Consider the following 16,389-nt stretch of genomic DNA (forward strand, 5'->3'; position numbering starts at 1 on the left):
ACATATATGATGGAGAATCTTGGACGCTTAGATAATTTTAAATCATATTCTATCTGCCCGGAAAATCCTTCGGGAGAAAGAAATCAGGCGTGCAGAGCCAAAAACGGTACGGGCGCCTATTTTTCAAGGAACCTGGGAGAGGGCTTTAAAATGTCCCCCAGTGTTGAAATAGAGGCGGGACAGGAATATGTGCTGGGAGAAATCCGTGGAATGGGAGAAATCAGCCATATCTGGATGACATGTCCGGTAAGCGCATGGAGAGACCTGATCTTTGAATGCTACTGGGATGATGAGGAGACCCCCTCGGTTCAGGTGCCTGTGGGAGATTTCTTCTGCAATGGGTGGTGTGAGCCAAGCCTGGTCAATTCACTGCCGATCGTGGCAGCGCCGAAAGGCGGGTTTAATTCTTACTGGAAAATGCCTTTCAAATGCTCGGCAAAAATAGTTTTGAAGAACCTGTACCATAAGAACTGCATTGTATACTATCAGATAGATTACTGTAAAGGGAATATGGGGGACGATATGGCGTGTTTCCATGCCCAGTTCCGCCGCACGAATCCCACCCTGAATAAAATTCCCCATACTATTCTGGATGGCGTTAAGGGAAGGGGATACTATGTGGGAACCTACCTTGCATGGCAGTCAAACAGCTGTGACTGGTGGGGAGAAGGAGAAGTAAAGTTCTATCTGGATGAGGATGAAGACTATCCGTCCATCTGTTCAACCGGTACGGAAGATTATTTTGGCGGCGCCTATAATTTTGAACAGCCGCCCGGAAGTTACTGTGGATATTCCACGCCTTACCTGGGGCTTTCGCAGATTATTAAGCCGGACGGAGTGTATCAGAGCCAGCAGCGTTTTGGGCTATACCGCTGGCATATCCAGGATCGGATTCGGTTTGATGAGAAGATAAAAGTTACCGTTCAGCCGCTGGGTGTGCGGTGCGGCAGCCAGTATGTCTGCCTGCAGGAAGATATTGCGTCGACCGCTTATTGGTATCAGATTGAGCCCCACGGAGAATTCCCTGCGCTTCCCGAAGAGGAAGAACGGTATGTTTCACGGAAAATTCCCTGGGAGGAAGAGTGAATGTCCCGGTGTTTGAGACAGGAGGTTGGAGATGAGATTTAAAGAGGACATAGAGATTGTAAAAAAGAGGCTGTATGCATTCTGGGACAGGGAAATTATAGACCGGGCGCTGGTATCCGTCATAGCTCCGAAGGAAAAAGGGAAAAACATTTCCATGTTTCACAATTCCAGAGATATGACAGGCGAACCGGAAGAACTGAGAAAGTACTGGGAAGACCCGGAAACGATATACAGGAACAATATGGAGAGGTTGGAAAACACATTTCTCGGCGGGGAGACGCTCCCGATTATTTTCCAGAATTACGGAACCAGCGGACACTGTAATTTTTATGGAGCTGTCCCTTCTTACGGTAACGATACCATCTGGTTTGACCCAGTGTGGGACGATCTGACCGAGGCGGAGAACAGTTACACGGAAGAGCGGCTGAAACAGCATCTGGAGATCACCCGTTACCTGACGGAGCGAGCTGGGGACAGTTATTTTATAGGGATGCCAGACAGCAGCGGGACGCTGGACGCACTGGGACATCTTTACGGCACAGAGAATGTGCTGATGGATATGCTTGCGGAGCCGGATGCAGTAAAGAATGCGATCCGGATTCTGAATGAGGGCTGGATCCGAACGAATGAAATGTTCTACCAGGTGACTGAAAAGCTGAACGGGGGCGGGGCACATGCATGGATGCATATTCTGGCGCCGGGCCGGGTGGCGCATATGCAGTGCGACATGTCGGTCATGTTCTCGAAAGACATGTACCGGGAATTCGTTGTGGATGAACTGAAGCAGCAGATGGAATGGCTGGAATACCCGGTATATCATTTTGATGGAATCGAGCAGGAACAGCATCTGGATTATATTCTGGGACTCGACAGGCTGAAAGCCATTCAGTGGACCCATGTTGCCGGCCAGCCGTCAGCGTCACACTATCTGCCGGTTCTGAAACGGATGCAGTCAGCGGGGAAAGCGCTGATTATCATGGCGCCTCCGGATGATGTGCCGATTCTGCTGGAAAACCTTTCTATAAAGGGCCTGTATATACATACGGAGGCAGATGACGTCGAGACGGCAAAAGAGATTATTAGATATGTAGAGAAAAATGGAAGGGAACAGGGATGAAGAAAGCATATAAAGAATATCAGCATCATTTTCCGGCAGTGATACGGAACCTTCAGAGAAAAGGAAATGACTTTATAATAGAAGCGGAGGATAATTATGGGGAGCCGATTGAGGTACAGCTTGCTGTGTTTGAATCCGGGATAATCAGGGTCCGGCTTGCCAGGCAGAAGTTTACACCTCCGGCCTATCCGGTAGTTTGTGAGGAAGCTCTGAAAGAGGTACAGACAGAAATAGAGGAAACAGCGGGCCAATACCGTATTATCTGCAGTGATTATCAGATTGAAATAGAGAAAGAACCGTTTGCCTTCAAGGTTTACCATGGGGACGGCAGCCCGGCCTGTGAAGAGAGTGTAAATGATGTGGACTCCGTGGGGGACGGGTATAACCAGATCCCTCCCATGGGATACAGCATGGAGGACGGCAAAGTCATGGGCATGAACCTGGGATTTCTGCTGCATTATGATGAAAATATATATGGACTTGGGGAACATTTTACGGCCTTTGATAAGGCGGGGCAGACCGTTACCATGCGGAATTTTGATACCCTGGGCTGCCGGGATGAGACGGCCTATAAAAACATACCGTTTTACGTAAGCAGTTATGGCTATGGGCTGTACGTGCACCATCACGGTATCTTTGATTTCCATATGGGAAGCGAGTCCGCCGCCACATTGAGCGCGCATGTTCCTGATACGTCCCTGGAGTATTATCTGATTGTTAAGGATTCTTTGAAGGGGATTGTATCTTCTTACGTAAAACTGACAGGGCCGGCGGTTCTGCCTCCGAAATGGTCCTTTGGGCTGTGGTATTCTACCGGTTTTAAGGGCAATTCCAGAAAAAATGTGGAAGAGGATGCGGCACGTTTCCGCCAGGAGCGAATTCCGTGTGATGTCATGCATTTTGACTGCTACTGGCTCAGAGAAGATAAATGGTGCGATTTCGTGTGGGATGAAGTACAGTATCCCGAGCGTCATACGATGATGGAAGGGCTGAAAAAGGACGGATATAAAATCTGTCTCTGGATAAATCCTTACGTGACAATTACTTCCGAAATGTATCTGGAAGGGAAAGAACACGGTTATTTTGCATTAAATGCAGACGGAGAGCCTTACCAGGCCGATTTGTGGCACGGACTGCTGTCGCCGTGTGTCCTGTTGGATTTTACCAGCCCGGAAGCGGTACAATGGTTCCAGGGGAAAATCAGGACAGTGCTCCGGGAAGGCGTGGATGTTCTGAAAACGGATTTTGGCGAGGATATCCCCTATGATGTTGTCTTTTCAAACGGAATGACGGGCAGGGAGATACGCAATGTATATTCACGGCTGTACAATCAGTCTGTATTTGAAGTGTCTGAGGAATGTAAAGGGAAAGGAAATGCCCTGGTGTGGGCAAGAAGCGGCTGTGCAGGAATGCAGCAGTTCCCTGTCTGCTGGTCGGGAGACCCCTATTCCAGCTATGAGGGAATGGCATCCACGCTGCGGGCAGGACTTTCCATGGCTATGTCGGGCGTCCTCTTCTGGAGCCATGATATGGGCGGATTTTATGGGGAAGTAACGAAGGATATCTTTATCCGCTGGTCCCAGTTTGGACTGTTTACCTCCCACAGCAGGCTGCACGGCACGACCACAAGACAGCCGTGGGCATATGACGATGAGACCAAAGTGATTTTGAAGAAATTTGTGGATCTCCGCTATGAATTAATGCCGTATATCTGGAAAACGGCTTCGGAATGCGTAAGAGACGGAGTTCCTTTCATTCGGCCAATGGTACTGGAATATCCGGATGACAAAAATGTTAGGGCAATCTATGACCAGTATTTCTTCGGAAACGACATCCTTGCGGCGCCGGTATTTGGCGGAGATATGGCCAGAAGAGAGGTATATCTTCCAGAAGGCGTGTGGGTGGAAATGCTTGGAGAAAAGCGTGTATTCGAAGGCGGCGGGTGGTATGCATTTGAGTGCCCGTTGGACTATATTCCGTTATTCAGAAGGCAGGATGCGGTCATCGAAACCGAGGATGTGAAAATGTATGTAGATCAGGAAGCGGGCTCTGAGGACATCCAAAGCGGCTGCGGTCCGCAGGAGATAGTATAAGGGGGAAGGTGCGCATGCAGGATTATAAAAGCCAGGCTGCCTATATCCGGGAACTTGCAAAACGTATGGCAGAGCTGCCCGGTACGGAGGAAAATAGCAGAAAAAGGCAGCGCTGGGCAGACCACAATGACCTGAAGTCGAGACAGCAGCCTTTATTATGGATTTGCCCGGACGATGACGGAGGATGGCTGGAACTGGTGCCGGAAGCCTCTCTTCGGTGTGAAGATCCATTACTGCGGGATATGGAGAATAAAATAAAAAGATACCTTTACCAGAACCGGTACTTTCAAGATGATTTTGTTTTTGAAAGCCGCCTGTATTTTACTTATCCCGGAATCTATACCGGCTATCTGTATGGGAATACGGAGCAGAAAACGGCCTGGGGAATCTCCATCGTAAAACCGCAGATCGGAGAGAAAGCGTATCATCTTGATAATTTTTTGAAAACAGAGAAAGATTATGAGCTTCTGCTGAACCACGAAGTGGATTTTATCCCCGATCAGAATAAAAAAGGCGAAATGCAGGAGATCATCGAAGAAACGTTGGATGGAATATTGGGTTATGAATTCCAGCTTCCCTACAGCGTGCTGGTACAGAGCCATTTGATCGAGATGGTGCACCTGCGCGGGCTGGAGAATCTTATGTATGATCTGTATGACGAGCCGGATCTTTTGAACAGCGTATTCCGGCATATGGGTGAGAGTAAGGCCAGGCTTCTAAAGCGCCTGGAAGAAAAGAGGCTGCTTTTTGATAACCGGATCAATATCTATACAGGCTCCGGAAGCCTTGGCTATACGAATGCCCCCTGGAAAAAACCGGAGGAAGTAAAGCTTAAAGATATGTGGGGATTTGCAGATGCACAGGAATTCAGCAATGTATCTCCGGATATGTTTGAAGAGTTTGCCATAGCAAATCAGAAAATCGGCCTGAATCTTTTCGGGAGGGGATGCTATGGCTGCTGTGAGCCTCTGGACCATAAGTATGAAGCTATTTACAGGCACATAACAAATATCCGGAGGCTGAGTGTGAGCCCCTGGTCTAATGTGGAGGAAGCCGCAGAAAAAATCGGACAGAGGGCAATCTTTTCATGGAAACCGGATCCGGCCAAAGTCTGCACGGGATTTGACGAAGATGAGATGAGGAAGTACCTGAAGCAGGTTGCTGATAAGACGAAAGACTGCTTTGTGGAAATTATTCTGAAAGATATCCGTACGTGCGGAAACACGAATGAACACCTCGTGAATTTTATCAGGCTGGCAAGAGAAGTTTTTGCGTAGAAGCCGGAGATAATAAAAAATAGAGCATCATATTTAATCTCAGGCAGTGGAAGACGTAGGAGGATGAGCGGCATGAAAAAATCAGGGATTTTAAACGGAGATATCTCAAGGATACTCTCGTATATGGGGCACACAGATACCATAGCCGTAGGAGACTGTGGACTGCCCATACCAGTGGAGACGGAAAGGATCGACCTGGCTCTGAAAGAAGGGATGCCTTCTTTTATGGATGTGCTGGAAACCGTGTCAGATGATATGAAAATCGAAAAAATTGTTCTGGCTGAGGAGATCAGAACGAAAAATCCGGATGTTCTGGAACAGATTCTCAGACTCTGTGAAAGATGCCAGGGGGAGTGTGAGGTGGAATATATTTCTCATGAAGAGTTAAAGATCCGGCTTAAAACGTGCAGGGCGGTGATCCGTTCGGGGGAAGCAACCCCATATGCCAATATTATTCTGCAGTCCGGGTGCAGGTTTTAGATGATGATGCAAATATTACAGTCATGAAAACGGATTAAATAAGCGGTTATACTATGAATTGTTCACAGTACAACCGCTTTTTAGAATTATATAGAGTCGGGCTTGGGGTCATAAGTTAAATACCCGGGTTGCGATACTGAAGTATACCAGGATAGAGCAGGTATCTACCATAGTGGTAATAAGCGGGGAAGCCATAATCGCCGGGTCAAGGTTTACTTTTCTGGCCAGCAGCGGAAGGATACACCCGATGAGCTTGGAAAGGACGATCGTGATAACCAGGGAACACCCGATTACCAGCGCCAGCATCGTGTCATGGTACATGATCAGGATCCGGATTCCGTTGGCTACAGCCAGCGCGACTCCCACGATGAGGGAAACACGGAATTCCTTAAAAACTACTTTGAAAAGATCGTGGAACTGAATCTCATTCAGCGCAATTCCCCGTATAACCAGTGTTGCACTCTGAGAGCCGCAGTTTCCGCCGGTATCCATCAGCATGGGGATAAAGGAAACAAGCAGCGGGATCGCCGCAAATGCATCTTCATATCTTGTGATGATGGTTCCCGTAATTGTCGCGGAGAACATCAGGACCAGGAGCCAGGCAATACGGTGTTTTGCGTGGCTGAACACGGAGGTTTCAAAGTAGGACTGCTCACTTGGGCTCATGGCAGCCATCTTCGTGATATCCTCGGTAGCCTCTTCCACCATGACATCCATGGCATCGTCAAAGGTGACAATTCCCACCATCAGTCCTTCCGCATCCAGTACCGGGAGCGCAAGGAGGTCGTATTTGCGGAAAAGCTGTGCTACTTCCTCTTTATCAGTATGGGTGCTGACAGAGATGATTTCCGTTTCCATCAGATCTTCGATCAGCATGTTGTCATCCGATGTCATCAGTTCTTTGGCTGTAACGATGCCGATCAGCTTTCTTTTATCGGTCACGTAACAGGTGTAGATCGTCTCTTTGTGAATTCCTGTTCTTTTGATATGAGCCATGGACTCCTCAACAGTCATAGACTGGCGCAGCCCCACGTACTCCGTTGTCATAATACTTCCGGCGCTGTCATCTGGATAATTCAGGAGAAGGTTAATCATATTTCTCTCTGACTGACTGACCGTATCCAGAATTCTGGTGACCAGATTTGCCGGAAGCTCCTCCAGAAGGTCCACAGTATCATCCATATATAAATCATCCAACAGTTCTTTTAATTCTTTTTCGGTAAACATTTCCACCAGATAAGTCTGAAGGGAATTGTTCATATTGGCAAATACCTCTGCCGCTTTGTCTTTGGGAATCAGGCGGAAAGCCAGAGCCAGCTCCCTGTCATCTAAGTCGGAAAGAAGGGAGGCTATGTCCACTTCGTTCATGACATCCAAAATACTCCTTACAGCCTTGTATTGATGCTGCATAAGGAGTTCTACAAATATAACTTTGTCCATCATAATTACATCTCCAATCTGTATTCAATTCTAGCTGCTTCTGCGAATGATAACTGGCACCAGCGTCCATAACCTCACCACCTTTCTGAATAATATATTGTAATAAAAAACCGCCACTGCCTGAACAGTGACGGAATACCAGTATACCCGTATATAAAAATCCACCGTTCAAGCTTTAGCATCACAGGGCATATCAATTGCATTAGGTTATGCCTTCACGACATAGCCTGCTAACCAGCTTGTTGTGTCTCCACAATCTCGCGGCAGCAATCTCAGGAAAATCCAAATCCCTGTGGTAGCCTCACCTACCGAAATGTTTTATTTAATTATCCTAACCCATTGTAGAACAACATAAGAGATGTGTCAAGAAAAAGTTCTACCGGGGGTGACTGAAATATTTCATGTTTTAAGGCCAGATCCCCCGCATATTTTTGGCATCGATGACGCGCTTAACCGAGATCAGATATGCCCCTGTACGCAGGGAAACTTTCTTTTCCCTTGCGATATTCCATACGGATTGGAATGCCTGGTCCATAATTTGTTTTAGCTCGCCGTTTACGTGCTCCTCGCTCCACGAAATGGACTGGATATTCTGTACCCACTCGAAGTAAGAGACGACAACACCGCCTGCGTTGGAGAGGATATCGGGAACAACGACGATTCCTTTTTTATCAAGTATCTTATCGGCATCGATGGTGGTTGGTCCATTTGCTGCTTCAACGATAACCCTGGCCCTTATCTTATCTGCGTTGGATGTGTTGATCTGGTTTTCCAGTGCAGCAGGGATCAGCACGTCTACATCGAGTTCCAGTAATTCAGCGTTGCAAAGACGGACCACATTGTCTGCGTGATATCCTTCCAGGAGGTTTCCTCTTTTCCGGGACAGGTACTCCAGGATGGAAGGAATATCCAGGCCATCCGGGTTGTACAGGGCGCAGGACACGTCGCTGGCAGCGACGATTTTTAAGCCTTCTTCAAAAAGAAGCTTTGCGGACACACTGCCTACATTTCCCATGCCTTGAATGGCGACTTCGGTATTTTTGGGATTCATCCCCAGGGCTTTTAGAATGTTCAGGGCAGTAATCATGACGCCGCGTCCTGTTGCCTCGTTTCTTCCCAGGGCGCCGCCAAGTTCAATTGGCTTTCCAGTGACAACACCGGGGACGCAGTGGCCTTTCAGCATGCTGTATGTATCCATGATCCAGCCCATAACATTTGCATTTGTACCAACATCAGGCGCGGGGATATCCTGATCTGGTCCGATGATGGGGGCAATCATGGCTGTGAAGCGCCTTGTCAGGCTTCGAAGCTCGCTTTCTGAGAGCTTTGTGGGATCGCAGATGATACCGCCTTTTCCGCCGCCGTAAGGGATATTAACGACAGCACACTTGAAGGTCATCCAGGCTGCCAGTGCCTTGACCTCGTCGAGATCAACATTCTGGTGATAGCGGATGCCGCCCTTTGCGGGGCCCCGGGATGTTGAGTGCTGCACACGGAATCCTTCAAAGACTTTAACACTGCCGTCGTCCATCCGGACAGGCACGGCAACCTTCAGTTCTCGTTCCGGGTATTTGACTGCCTCATAGTCGCTTGGGGCATAGCCAAGTATTTGGGCTGCATTGCTTACAACAGAGAGCATATTTTCATAGGGATTATATTTTGCATTCATTCTATTTCCTTCTTTCTCGATTTAAAATTTCAGCAGGGGCGAGATGTCTGCAAGTTGACATCCCGGGTTCAAATCGCATGCGCGCATCAGGAAGTTCAGTTTATCAATCCGTTCACCGGAGCGGGGAGCTCCATTTTTTATGAAGCCAACCTGAAGCCCTACGGCGAAATCCATAACTACATCTCCGATGACGCCTCCGGCTCTTCCGGAAGGAATAGCAAGCAGATCATGTTTCTTTGCGAAGGTATAGGCATTCATCGCCTCTGTGATCGTGCCGACCTGATTTGGTTTTAGGATAAAACCATCCAGAGCGTTCAGCTCATAAGCTCTCTTCAAACGATCTAAGTTTGTTACGATAAAATCATCTCCGATGATATTCGTCCTGGTAATTTCCTTGTGTGCTTTTGGATAGGATTCCCAATCTTCTTCATCCAGCAGATCTTCAATAAATACAAAATTGAATTTTTGGGTCAGCATCTTCACATAGTCGATCAGAGCATCGGCAGTCACACTCTCTCCCTTTAGGTGGTAGGTATTGTTCTTCCGGTCGTACATTTCACTGGAAGCACAATCGAAAGCAAAACCGATTTTTCCTGTGTAACCGCACTTTTCGACTGCTTCAGAGATCAGATTCAAATTCACTTCCGGATCGGCGGATGGTGATGCATATCCATAGGAAGGCGCAACCTCTGGTTTATGTCCCAAATACTTTGCGATTACTTTTTCCAGTTCCTGGAATGTATTGATGCCCATTTCAACTGCTTCGTAAATGCTCGATGCACCGTAGGGCATTATGATAAACTCGTTGAATGGCTGTGTTAAGTCTGCGTAATGACCGCCATTTATTACGTTAAAGCTCGGAACTGGCACCGTTTGAATGGTATCACCGGCGATGTACTGGTATAAAGTCTGATGGAGTGCCTCGGCAGCAGCGCGAAATACTGCGATAGAAGTGGAGTAAATTGCGTTTCCGCCCAGGCTCCTCTTTTCTGGTGTGCCATCCAGATCGATCATGATCTGATCGATTTCTTGTTGTTTGGTGACATCCATACCATATAAAGCAGGAGCGATCAGATTGTTTACGTTGTCAACTGCTTTATGTACACTCAAACCATGGTATTCGTCAGGATTGTTATCCCGCAGAACATAAGATTCAAACATGCCTACCGAAGAACCGGTGGGGGCACATCCTCTGCCGAGATAGCCGTCCTCGGTCATAACATCCACCTCCACCATCGGTCTGCACTTGCAATCTACAATTTGCCGAGCGTGGATTGATTTAATTTTTGAACTCATAATCTTAACCCTCAACTTTCGGAATGTATAGTACGTTAAAATCACAGAGGTTTGTTCCTGTATTTCCCGTAAATACAGTGTCCCCTATTTCTTCTAATGCTTCATAGCAGGCATGGCCTCGAAGTGCGGCATATACATCCACGCCTTTATCAAGCGCCTGCTGATAGCTGCTGGAGTCACAAATACCTCCGGCTACAGGAGTGGTTCCATCTGTTCCTTCGGAGTCAATGGACAGCATGCAGGCCCCTTTTGTCTTTGCTGCAAGGATAGAAAAACTTAAAGTCAGTTCCTGCCCCGGCCCGCCATGTCCGGTGATTGTGCTGTTGTCTAGAATTTGTGTTGTGGTTTCGCCTGAGCTTAAAATGATACAAGGAGGCTTGACTGGATTGCCATATGCCTGCGCTTCTCTGGCGATGGAAGCAAAGAAGGAACCGGCGTCTTTACTTTCTCCTTCTAAAAAGGAAGAAAGAATGATAGCTGGTATACCCATCTCTTCTGCGATCTCCTTTGCATAAATGCAGGAATCTGGCAGTGTGTTTAGCAGAAAATAGGTATTGTCCGGAAATGCTTTTGGCGTTTCTCCTTCTGGCCCGACATTCATGATATAATCGACAACATTTTTAGGAAGCCGTTCAGCGACATCGTAGTCTCGAATGACTCTTCTGGCATCTTCTAAAGTAGTCTTGTCAGGTCCCATGGGAGTACTTGCATACTTTTCATAGGGCACGCCGATATCACCGGTTGCTGGATTGCCCACGGCATCGCTGATACCAAAGCCGATTAGTTCTGCCCCGACAGACTGGATCCGTTTTGCGAGCATCCCACCGTTCATGGCGGAAATGTGACGACGGATGGAATTGATCTCGTAGATTCCGGCACCGGATTTCAGCATGACATCTGTAGTTTTGATTTCGTCTTCCAAAGTGATTCCCTCAATAGGGCAGCTCATAAGTGCAGAACTACCGCCACTGATCACAACGATGAATAAGTCATCCGGTCCGGCATGATCTACCAGATCAAGGATTTTCAGGCAGGCTTTGTAGCCGGCTTGATTTGGTAATGGATGACCGCCTACATATACATCTGTGTTTTGGAAGCGATCTGTTTCTTCCGCAACTTTGACGATTGCGATCCCTTTGGTCAATTTTTCACCAAGAACTTCATCTACGGCCATTGCCATATGGTTGCAGGCTTTCCCTGCTCCGAGCAGATAAATATGTTTCTTTTTAGATAAGTCCCATGATTTTGATCCGATATGCAATATATTGCCATCTAGTTTCATAATACTTTTTATGCGGTGATACGCATCAAGACGCTGCAATGTCCTATCCGTGATTTCTAGGACCACCTTCCTTGATTCCACATCTCCATGGTCGATCAGTGTATCATAATTCTTGATTTTTTTCATAGATAGAATCTCCTTTATTTCTGACAACTATTTGGTTTGAAAATATTAAATAAAACAAAAAACAAGAGAAAAATAAAAGAATGTATTAAATTATACTTGAAGTATATTGCGATATATTAAATATGTCAATATGAATTATAGAAAACAAAATCATATTAGTATAAATGCATAAAAAATACGTGCAAAAATTGGTTAAAAGAGAAAAGTGAACAAAAACAGGATAATTTAATTGACATATGCAATATATCAATATAAAATAAATGTATTAAATAAAACATTTTAAGAGAACGAAATGAAAGATCAAATTGAATTAAGAATGGAAGGAGAAAAAACATGGCACACAAAACAGAATTTCTATATTTATCAGAGCAAGACACCATTGCAGCAGGGGTTCTTGATGCGGAAAAATGTATCGACAATGCAGAGGAGGTCTTTACTTTATTAAGTCAAGGGGATTATTTAATGGGAGGCAGCAACCATAATAGCCACGGTATGGGTATTGTATTTCCGAAAGAAACTCCATTCCCTAATATGCCGGTTGCGGGTCCGGACAGGAGATTTGTAGCAATGCCAGCTTATCTGGGTGGTCGTTTTGATGTATGTGGAAATAAATGGTATGGATCTAATGCCGAGAATCCAAAGAAGGGGCTGCCGAGATCTGTTCTGACTGTAACCCTTAATGATAAGGATACAGGAGAACCGCTTTCTTTTATGTCAGCCAATCTTTTGAGTGCCGCCAGAACGGGAGCTGTTCCTGGCGTGGCTGCAAGGCATCTTGCGAGGAAAGATTCAGAAGTGATAATGGTACTTGGATGTGGCCAGATCAATCGCTCATGCTTACGTTCGATCATGACACAGCTGCCTAATATTAAGAAAGTTGTGTGCTTTGATATTTTTGAGGCGGCAGCACAGAAGTTCCTGGAGTGGGAGAAGGAAGAATTAGGAGTTGACGGTGTTGTGGAACTGGATCTGGAAGCAGCATTGAAAGATGCAGATGTGATCACAGTCGCAGCTTCAAGATTAAAACCATTATATGTGAAAGACGAGTGGATGAAGGATGGTGTTACACTGCTGATCACAGGTCCAATGCAGACAGATGACTCTTATTGGATGAATACCAAATTGATCTATGATAATGTAAGACTTCATGAGGCTTATGTGCAGGAAGCGATTGAATCCGGGGATAAAGCAGGTTATTATAAAGGTGTGATCGGAGGTCCTATTTATACCTTGATTGATGAAGGCAAAATGCCACCGCTTGCGGAGTCTACCAGTATCGGTGAAGTGATCATGGGAAGCAAACCAGGCAGAACAGATGAGAAAGAAAGAATTACATTTGTTGCTTGTGGTATGGCTACATTTGATGTGGGTCTAGGGTATGATCTATACCATACTGCATTGAAGGAAGGGATCGGAACGAAATTAACGTTATGGGATGATCCGTATCAAAAATAATGTGCGAAGGGAGTAATGAAAAGTGTCTCTATCTTTACTTATTATGATAATATGCTTTTTACTGTTAATGGTAATCGGCCTGCCGATCGCATACAATTTGATCGTCACAACGCTGGTTTATACATTGGTCGCGGGATTTGATCCAATCCAGATGGCAATCAAAATGTATGGAGGAATGAACAGCTTTTCGTTTTTGGCGGTTCCGTTTTTTGTATTAACAGGGCAGCTCATGCTGAGGGGTGGTTTGCTGGAGCGGTTGATTAGGTTTGTAAATGCATGGTTCGGACGGTTTAAAGGGGCGATTGCGATCGTTACGATCGGTGCATCTCTGTTGATGGGATCGATCGTGGGGCTTGCAGTGGCATCGGCAGCATCTCTGGGAGCATTTTTGATTCCGATGATGAAAAAAGAGGGATATTCAGCACCGTTTTCAGCGGCTGTCATGTCCTCGGCTTCCTTGCTCGGACCGATCATGCCTCCAAGTGTTTTGATGATCCTTTATTGTACGGCAGTAGGAAAGACCTCCATTACAGGTATTTTTATGGCAGCCGTAACACCAGCTATTCTGATTGCTCTGTTGCAATGTATGGTGGCGCATCATGTTGCCAAAAAGAGGGATTATGCGTCTTATGGTAAGACGACCTGGGCGGAGAAGATGCATGCGACAAAGGCGGCGATTCCGGCACTGGTTCTCCCAGTGATTATTCTGGGGGGTATATTCAGTGGTATTTTCTCTATCACTGAGGCATCTGGAGTAGCAGTTGTCTATAGCGCTATTCTTGCATTCTTTGTGAACAAGAGCGTGAAGTTAAAAGATATACCGGATATGATTATTGAAGCAGCTTCAACATCTGGTCTAGTATTGATCTTGGCAGGAGCGGGAACTGCAATGGCATGGGGAATCGCCAATGAACGGGTGATGGATATGCTGATCGGGCCAATGTCAGCCCTTCCGCCATGGGTGTTCTTGTTGATTGTGAATATAGTGATGCTGATCTGTGGGATGTTCATGGATGATTATGCATCTACGGTCATACTTGCACCGATCATTGGACCGATCGCATGGGCTCTTGGAATCAATCCGCTGCATATCGGAGTAGTATTTTGCGTTAATCTGGTCGTGGGACTTGCGACCCCGCCATTTGGAATCACCTTATTCGTTACAAGCCCTGTAGCGGGGGTAAAATTGGAAGAAACGGCCAGAGAGTCCCTGCCATTTTTGGCAGTGACGATCGGAGTACTGCTGTTGATTACGTTTGTGCCTCAGGTGGCACTTTGGCTTCCGAATTTGATGGGGTATGCAGGATAAGGATAGGATATTTAATTATCATGATGCTATTTAGTATCTAAAAGATGTTATATAAGGAGAGAGATTATGAAGAAAAATATGAAACGATTTTTAGCAATAGCTCTTGTTTTCTGTTTTGGTGTTGCAGTAGTCGGATGTGAGATGAAGACCACGAACAGCTCTGGCGGTTCATCGGGCGGAGGAGCTGCAGACGAGGATGTTTCCGGAAGTTACGTGATCCGTATCGCATGTGAAAACTCCGAAACCTATCCTGCGACTCTTGGTCTCCAGGTGATGAAGGAATATATTGAAAAAGAGACAGATGGTAATGTTGAGGTAAATATTTATGCAAGCGGCCAGCTTGGAGGAGAGGAAGAAACTCTGGAGCAGGTGGCTCAGGGCTCTTTGGAAATGGCGGTTGCATCTTTTGCTCCTGTGGTGACCTATGATCCGGAATTTGAAGTCATGGATATTCCGTTTGTATATGATACATATCAGGAGGCGTGGATGGTATTAGACAGCCACATTGGTACAGACATGTTGAATTCTTTAAAAGAATGTGACATGATCGGCCTTGCATTTATGGAGAATGGTTTCAGACAAGTGACGAGCAGCAAGGCACCGATCACAGGCATGGCGGATCTGAAAAGTCTGAAGATTCGTACGATGCAGAATAATAACCACATGGAATTCTTTGCAGCACTTGGTGCAAACCCGACTCCGGTAGCTTTTTCTGAACTTTATATGGCACTCTCTCAAAATACTGTAGATGCTCAGGAGAATCCGATTGCAAACGTTACAGATAAGAAACTTTATGAGGTACAGAGTTATTTATCACTGACAAAGCATATCTATGATGCAATGCCGTTAGTCTGCAATCTTGAATTTTTTGAAAGCCTTCCTGGAAAATATCAGGGTATCGTGAAAACAGGAGCCGTACTTGGTATGGAATACAGCCGGTTCTGTAATGCAGAGAGAGAAGAACTGATCTTAGATGAAGTGATGAATCTCGGAATGAAAGTAAATGAGTTGGATGATGCGGCGCGTGAAGAGATGAAAGCTGTTGCGCAGCCGGCAGCGATGAAAACAGTTGTAGCGGATATCGGTCAAGATAAGGTAGACGCATATCTTGCTGATGTTGAGAAGGTACTTAATGAAATTAGCGATTATTGATCGGGAGAGGGTAAGAAATGGTTGAAGCATTTGACAAAGTAATAACGGTTCTTTATAAAATTATAAAGGTGATTTTGTGTGTCGTCCTGCTTGCGATGGTTGGTATATTGATGGCTCATATTATTTTCCGTTATGTCCTGAACAGCTCTCTGACCTGGTCAGAGGAACTTTTAAAAATTTTGCTTGTTTGGTTTGGGATGATGAGTGTGGCGATCTTAGCTGTTCGCAGAGAGCATGTATCAATCGTGGTTTTTAAAGAGCATATGCCAAAGAAAATGTCCGCAGTCCTTACAAAGCTGACACGGATAATTACAGTTGTGATCTGCCTGATCGTGATCTATGTCGGGATACAATATGTACTTGCGGCCGGACATCGTCCGACACCTGCACTTCGTCTGCCATACGGATATGCATATGCATCAATTCCGGTATCATTTGTCTTTGTAACGATTTTTGAACTTCGTAATCTGATCGTAGATCTGACTGGAAAAGGTAAATATGCGGCAATTGAAAAGCAGGAAGAAGATTTGACAGGTGGTAGTGATATGAAGCTGGATTAAACAGAAGCGGATTCTTATGTTGCTGGTACAGCGGTTTTTTATGCGGA

At 46.0% G+C, this 16,389-nt stretch carries 13 protein-coding genes and 1 riboswitch; of the genes, 9 read left to right on the forward strand and 4 right to left on the reverse strand.

Features of this window, described 5'->3' with window-relative positions; translation table 11 throughout:
* The first annotated feature begins 6 nt into the window (after positions 1–6).
* From HMPREF0240_RS05450 to rbsD, 5 genes are all read left to right on the forward strand, one after another.
* Positions 7–1,086, forward strand: coding sequence for a glycoside hydrolase family 172 protein (locus tag HMPREF0240_RS05450; protein ID WP_009002443.1), 1,080 nt, complete (start codon positions 7–9; stop codon positions 1,084–1,086).
* 31 nt (positions 1,087–1,117) lie between these two features.
* On the forward strand, positions 1,118–2,203 hold the full coding sequence (locus HMPREF0240_RS05455) for a hypothetical protein (RefSeq protein WP_009002444.1): 1,086 nt from the start codon (positions 1,118–1,120) through the stop codon (positions 2,201–2,203).
* Entirely contained in the window at positions 2,200–4,296 is a 2,097-nt protein-coding gene (gene yicI, locus HMPREF0240_RS05460) for an alpha-xylosidase (protein ID WP_009002445.1), read from the forward strand. Before HMPREF0240_RS05455 ends, yicI begins: the two co-directional genes overlap by 4 nt.
* A gap of 14 nt (positions 4,297–4,310) precedes the next feature.
* Positions 4,311–5,573 (forward strand): hypothetical protein, encoded by a 1,263-nt coding sequence (locus HMPREF0240_RS05465; RefSeq protein ID WP_009002446.1) that lies wholly within the window; start codon positions 4,311–4,313, stop codon positions 5,571–5,573.
* 72 nt (positions 5,574–5,645) lie between these two features.
* On the forward strand, positions 5,646–6,053 hold the full coding sequence (gene rbsD / locus HMPREF0240_RS05470; protein WP_009002447.1) for a D-ribose pyranase: 408 nt from the start codon (positions 5,646–5,648) through the stop codon (positions 6,051–6,053).
* Positions 6,054–6,161: 108 nt separating this feature from the next.
* Here rbsD and mgtE read toward each other — a convergent pair whose 3' ends face one another.
* From mgtE to HMPREF0240_RS05490, 4 genes are all read right to left on the reverse strand, one after another.
* Entirely contained in the window at positions 6,162–7,496 is a 1,335-nt protein-coding gene (gene mgtE, locus HMPREF0240_RS05475) for a magnesium transporter (RefSeq protein WP_347462552.1), read from the reverse strand.
* A gap of 149 nt (positions 7,497–7,645) precedes the next feature.
* Positions 7,646–7,813: riboswitch (M-box (ykoK) riboswitch) on the reverse strand.
* A gap of 86 nt (positions 7,814–7,899) precedes the next feature.
* Positions 7,900–9,162 (reverse strand): Glu/Leu/Phe/Val dehydrogenase, encoded by a 1,263-nt coding sequence (locus HMPREF0240_RS05480; RefSeq protein ID WP_009002449.1) that lies wholly within the window; start codon positions 9,160–9,162, stop codon positions 7,900–7,902.
* A 21-nt stretch (positions 9,163–9,183) separates the two neighbouring features.
* Positions 9,184–10,458, reverse strand: a complete 1,275-nt coding sequence (locus tag HMPREF0240_RS05485) for an enolase C-terminal domain-like protein (RefSeq protein ID WP_009002450.1) — start codon at positions 10,456–10,458, stop codon at positions 9,184–9,186.
* Between the two features lie 4 nt (positions 10,459–10,462).
* Entirely contained in the window at positions 10,463–11,866 is a 1,404-nt protein-coding gene (locus HMPREF0240_RS05490; RefSeq protein ID WP_009002451.1) for a DUF4147 domain-containing protein, read from the reverse strand.
* Between the two features lie 333 nt (positions 11,867–12,199).
* Here HMPREF0240_RS05490 and HMPREF0240_RS05495 point away from each other — a divergent pair, with 333 nt between their 5' ends.
* The 4 genes from HMPREF0240_RS05495 to HMPREF0240_RS05510 all read left to right on the forward strand — a co-directional run bounded on the left by HMPREF0240_RS05495 (position 12,200) and on the right by HMPREF0240_RS05510 (position 16,342).
* Positions 12,200–13,321, forward strand: coding sequence for a tyramine oxidase subunit B (locus tag HMPREF0240_RS05495; protein WP_009002452.1), 1,122 nt, complete (start codon positions 12,200–12,202; stop codon positions 13,319–13,321).
* A 22-nt stretch (positions 13,322–13,343) separates the two neighbouring features.
* On the forward strand, positions 13,344–14,630 hold the full coding sequence (locus HMPREF0240_RS05500) for a TRAP transporter large permease (RefSeq protein WP_009002453.1): 1,287 nt from the start codon (positions 13,344–13,346) through the stop codon (positions 14,628–14,630).
* Positions 14,631–14,696: 66 nt separating this feature from the next.
* Positions 14,697–15,782 (forward strand): DctP family TRAP transporter solute-binding subunit, encoded by a 1,086-nt coding sequence (locus HMPREF0240_RS05505; protein ID WP_009002454.1) that lies wholly within the window; start codon positions 14,697–14,699, stop codon positions 15,780–15,782.
* 17 nt (positions 15,783–15,799) lie between these two features.
* Positions 15,800–16,342 carry a TRAP transporter small permease gene (locus HMPREF0240_RS05510; RefSeq protein ID WP_009002455.1) on the forward strand — a complete coding sequence of 181 codons (543 nt, stop codon included), beginning with the start codon at positions 15,800–15,802 and terminating at the stop codon, positions 16,340–16,342.
* The last annotated feature ends 47 nt before the right edge of the window (positions 16,343–16,389 follow it).

It is taken from the genome of Clostridium sp. D5 (assembly GCF_000190355.1).
Taxonomy (GTDB): Bacteria; Bacillota; Clostridia; order Lachnospirales; family Lachnospiraceae; genus Faecalicatena; species Faecalicatena fissicatena_A.

Bases quoted from the DNA above. Each gene is read 5' to 3' on its own strand.
- HMPREF0240_RS05480 (WP_009002449.1), bottom strand. From the start codon at position 9,162: ATGAATGCAAAATATAATCCCTATGAAAATATGCTCTCTGTTGTAAGC.
- yicI (WP_009002445.1), top strand. From the start codon at position 2,200: ATGAAGAAAGCATATAAAGAATATCAGCATCATTTTCCGGCAGTGATA.
- HMPREF0240_RS05495 (WP_009002452.1), top strand. From the start codon at position 12,200: ATGGCACACAAAACAGAATTTCTATATTTATCAGAGCAAGACACCATT.
- HMPREF0240_RS05510 (WP_009002455.1), top strand. From the start codon at position 15,800: ATGGTTGAAGCATTTGACAAAGTAATAACGGTTCTTTATAAAATTATA.
- HMPREF0240_RS05450 (WP_009002443.1), top strand. From the start codon at position 7: ATGATGGAGAATCTTGGACGCTTAGATAATTTTAAATCATATTCTATC.
- mgtE (WP_347462552.1), bottom strand. From the start codon at position 7,496: ATGATGGACAAAGTTATATTTGTAGAACTCCTTATGCAGCATCAATAC.
- HMPREF0240_RS05490 (WP_009002451.1), bottom strand. From the start codon at position 11,866: ATGAAAAAAATCAAGAATTATGATACACTGATCGACCATGGAGATGTG.
- HMPREF0240_RS05505 (WP_009002454.1), top strand. From the start codon at position 14,697: ATGAAGAAAAATATGAAACGATTTTTAGCAATAGCTCTTGTTTTCTGT.
- rbsD (WP_009002447.1), top strand. From the start codon at position 5,646: ATGAAAAAATCAGGGATTTTAAACGGAGATATCTCAAGGATACTCTCG.
- HMPREF0240_RS05465 (WP_009002446.1), top strand. From the start codon at position 4,311: ATGCAGGATTATAAAAGCCAGGCTGCCTATATCCGGGAACTTGCAAAA.
- HMPREF0240_RS05485 (WP_009002450.1), bottom strand. From the start codon at position 10,458: ATGAGTTCAAAAATTAAATCAATCCACGCTCGGCAAATTGTAGATTGC.
- HMPREF0240_RS05455 (WP_009002444.1), top strand. From the start codon at position 1,118: ATGAGATTTAAAGAGGACATAGAGATTGTAAAAAAGAGGCTGTATGCA.